Genomic DNA, 3996 nt, shown 5'->3' with positions numbered 1-3996 from the left:
AGACGACGCCCTGATCCTGCAACTCGCCGGGCTCAAATAGTTATCCCGAGGAATCAGTACTACAGACGGCTTCGACCTGCATCAACGCCGGACACTCGGGATAACCAAATCCTCGGGATAGTCGCGAGGCCGCCTCACCCTGGCCGGGATGATGACGGTGCCGTAATGCTCGGCCATGCGCGCATACGCCGCGTTCAGCGCCGGCTCGTAACGGTCGGCCCTCGACACACCGGTACGCAGATTATCGGGCACGAGCAGCCGTGCCACGCCCCCGAACGCTTCGAACGCGTGCACATGCGCATCGATCCACGACACAAGCGTCATATCGGTGAAGGCCTCCACGTACGCATACGCCGAGTACGACAGGGCGGCGACGAACAGCCACGCCTCGACAGGCTCACCGGTGACCGGGTCGGCGAAGACCATCGAGTCACCGGCCCAATCGACCTCGATCGATTCGCCCGGATCACGCTGGATGCGCATCGACGCGCCCGTCGCCTTCACCCAGCGGCGGTACTGTTCGTTGAAGAACGAATACTGATACGGCACCTCGCCGGTCTCCCGGCACTTCGCCACGTACTCGTTCCACAGCAGTAACAACGTCACCGACGGGCGGGCCAGCTCACGGTGCACATGCTCGAAATCCGGTGCAGCCCGACCAGAGTCGGGCTTGGTCGGCTCGGGCAACAGCAGGTGGCGGACCTCGAACGCCTCGAGGTCCGCCACCTGCCCGAAACCCACCCCAGCCGTGTTCGCCGCGGCGAACACCGCCGCTACCGTGTTCCGCGAACAGCCCAGCGCGTCGGCGATGCCGCGTTGGGACACACCCTCGGCGCGAAGCCGAAGGATTTGTTTGTAGTCGACCATGAAAGGCGACTCCTTTCGTCACGCCCATGCCCCAATGGCACGGACCCGACGAAGGTCCCACGCAACAAGATCGGGAACGGCGCCACGGCTCAACCGGCAGCGTCACGGTGGCCCAGTCCCAACCGGAACAGTGGCTCACCCCGCAACGGAACAGTGGCCCTAAGCCAGCGCAATATCCAACAACCTTCGCTTCCTCGCGGGCTTCCGCAATCCGAGCGGTTTCGACGACCAGCTTGTGGAATCGATCCGTCGACACAAACTCGTCGGCCGCACTTTGGGCGAGGCCTTGAGCCTCGACTTCGGTAGGCCACCTGCGCTGGTGCGTTCCGCAGTCTTCCACGTGATCTGGAACCAGTACTTCATCATCAACTTGGCCGAGCCATTGACCCGATCGGCCATCCTGATGAAAGGACCGAGACCGTGAGCAGTTCTGCGCTGCGCCTTGGTGTGGGGACACGGGTGATCTACGACGGCGAACTCTTTGAGGTCGCCGAACTGCATGCGGGACGGTCGGGAACTGAAACCGTGCTGCGATCATGCCAAGGACGAGGCAAAATCGTACGACTGACACTGCAAGAGCTGTTGACGAGCCAACGCGCGAGCCTTATCGCGGACACACCCGGAGTCAGCGCCGACGATCCTGGGGATCCCGCCGACGTCGTCTTATCGGCGATGCCGGAAACCGAAAGAGCGGTTGTGGTCGAGCGGGCCGCACACATTCGCGAGGTACTGACTGGATACCGTTGCGGAGCGGTCGAATTGGCGACACCCGATGAGCCGCGACCGCCGTATGACCCCCGGAACACGCTCACCGCACGCTACGAAGCGAAAGCGGCGGAACTCGGCGTGAGCCTGCGTACCGTGACGCAGTGGGTCGCCGACTTCCGTCAGCACGGTGAGGCCGGTCTGGCTCGCAGCGCTGTCAGCCGTCAGAAGCCGCTGGGTCTTGTCGATGAGCGCTGGGTGCAAGCCGCGCTTGAGGTCATGGTCGAGCACACTGAACAGTCCCGTCCGTCGCGATCAATGGTGATTGATCGGGCTAATGCTCGAGTCATTGCCCGCTACGGTCCAGACGTAGTAAAGGTGCCGAGCCGCGCTACCGCATATCGAATCCTTGAACAATTGGAAAAGCAACATCCGACTTTCCGGTTGAGCACCAAACGTAACCGCGATATCGCCGAGCGGCCGAATGGGGTGTACGGCAAGCTGCGCCCGACAAGGCCGGGTGAATACCTGTTGATGGATACCACGCGGTTGGACGTGTTCGCGCTGGACCCGGTCACGTTGCAGTGGGTGCAAGCCGAGTTAACGATCGGGATGGACTGGTACACAAGATGTGTCACCGGGATTCGTCTTACACCGGTATCAACCAAATCCGTGGACGCCGCAGCAGTGCTGTATCAGGCGTATCGGCTCCAGCTGGCAGGCAAGGACTGGCCAGCGCACGCCATCTGGCCTGCCCACGGCATACCGAGATCGGTACTGATCGACACCGACGCGATCGAAGGCCCGTTGACTGGTGCGGCGGGGCCGGCGATCGTGCCGGAAACCCTTGTGATTGATCACGGCAAGATTTATGTGTCTGAGCATTTGACGAGTGTGTGTGCGCGGATGGGGATTTCGATCCAGCCGGCGCGGTTGCGGACGGGTCGGGATAAGGGTCCGGTGGAGCGGTTCTTCCGGACTATCCGCGAAGACCTATTGCAAGCATTGCCGGGATACAAAGGCCCCGATGTGCATTCCCGCGGCCTGGACCCGGAGTCGGAGGCGTTCTTCTACTTGGATGAGTTGGAGGCGATCATCGTCGAATGGGTGGCCGTGGTTTATCACCATCGGCCACACGACAGTTTGGTGGACCCGCATGTTCCGGGTCTCAAGCTGTCGCCGGCGATGATGTTTGAGCACGGTGTGGCTCGGGCCGGCTACATCGAGGCTCCTCGTGACCTCGATCTTGCCTACGAGTTTTTGAAGACCGAGTGGCGCACCATCCAGCACTACGGTGTCGATTTGGGTGGTCGCCGCTACAACGGCGAAGCGCTCAACTCGTACCGCAATATGACCAGTCCATATACCGGGAAGGCGAAGGGCCGCTGGCCTATTCGCTATGACCCTGATGACATCACCGGGGTGTATTTCCGTGATCCGGACACCCGCGAGTGGCATAAGTTGATGTGGGAGCACGCGGCATCGATGGACATGCCGCTCAGTGAGGACGCGCTGCAATTCGCCCGTAAGCTCGCGGCCTCGAAATACACCTACCCCGATGATCGGCTCGCGGTCGCTGACTTATTGGAGCGATGGAAGCTGGGGCTGGGTTCAACGTTGGCCGAGCGCCGCATCGCGTTGCGACTCTCACGAGAAGCTGTCCTATTGGACGAGACGCAGACGCGAGACGAGGTCGTCGCGTTGCCGTCGGTTGCCCGCGTTCTAGGTCTAGGCACAGCGAAACCACCAAGTGTCGAGGAGGAAGAGATCGAGGTGATCGAGGAACCCGATTCTGAGACCGGTGATGACGACTCTGAAGACGAACTCGATGCCACCCGTGGAGAGGATTTCTATGCCGACGCCCTGGAAGACGCGTGACGGCCAAACGGGTAGCACAGCAAGAACCGGACATCCGCTTGGACAACCTCACCCTCGCCAGGAAGGAGGGCTGGCAGCGGTTCGTCAACACCCCTACCCGTATCCCGCTAGAGCTGTTGACGCGCAACCAACTCGAGGCGCTGCCCGAGAAGGCGTTTGACGAATACAACCGGGAGCGCCGGGAGTGGCACGCCAACCTTGGCCCGATTAAGACACCGCAGTTGGCCGCGTTGCATGAGGATCTGTGGGACATCGTCGACAGTAATGTCCAGGATGGCGACAAACCTAAAGGTGCGGTGGCGATCGATGCTTTTCCTGGGCTCGGTAAGATGTTGACCGGCATTCACGATGAGGATGATGGCGGCGTTGATCGTGAGGATGTGCGGGTGTGAAACGACCCCGCCGGTGGATGTCCGGCGGGGTCGGTGGTGTTCGGGGTGTCGGTGTGGTGTTCAGTCCGCCGTGACTTCGGCAACAGCGGTGCGGGTGGAGGATTCGTCGACGATGGCCTTGTCGGCGGCGAACGCGGCGACGAGGGCTTGTAGC

General features: G+C 61.7%; 3 protein-coding genes and 1 pseudogene. 2 read left to right on the top strand and 2 right to left on the bottom strand.

Going from position 1 to position 3996, the window contains the following annotated elements; all coding sequences use genetic code 11:
* Positions 1-81 precede the first annotated feature (81 nt).
* Entirely contained in the window at positions 82-867 is a 786-nt protein-coding gene (gene istA, locus EET03_RS29325) for an IS21 family transposase (protein WP_075542442.1), read from the bottom strand.
* Between the two features lie 420 nt (positions 868-1287).
* On the opposite strand from istA, the gene EET03_RS29315 reads away from it, so the two are divergent.
* Together EET03_RS29315 and EET03_RS29310 are read left to right on the top strand one after the other, a co-directional pair.
* Positions 1288-3450, top strand: coding sequence for a Mu transposase C-terminal domain-containing protein (locus EET03_RS29315; protein WP_075542444.1), 2163 nt, complete (start codon positions 1288-1290; stop codon positions 3448-3450).
* Complete coding sequence (locus EET03_RS29310; RefSeq protein WP_075542445.1) at positions 3447-3842, top strand: hypothetical protein; 396 nt, start codon at positions 3447-3449, stop codon at positions 3840-3842. Before EET03_RS29315 ends, EET03_RS29310 begins: the two co-directional genes overlap by 4 nt.
* Positions 3843-3902: 60 nt before the next feature.
* Here EET03_RS29310 and EET03_RS29305 read toward each other — a convergent pair.
* A pseudogene (locus EET03_RS29305) lies at positions 3903-3996 on the bottom strand (ExeA family protein); the annotation flags it as partial.

The organism is Mycobacterium innocens (assembly GCF_900566055.1).
Lineage (GTDB): Bacteria > Actinomycetota > Actinomycetes > Mycobacteriales > Mycobacteriaceae > Mycobacterium > Mycobacterium innocens.
Note: the sequence above shows the minus strand (reverse complement) of the source record. Positions and strands in the feature narration are given on the sequence as shown.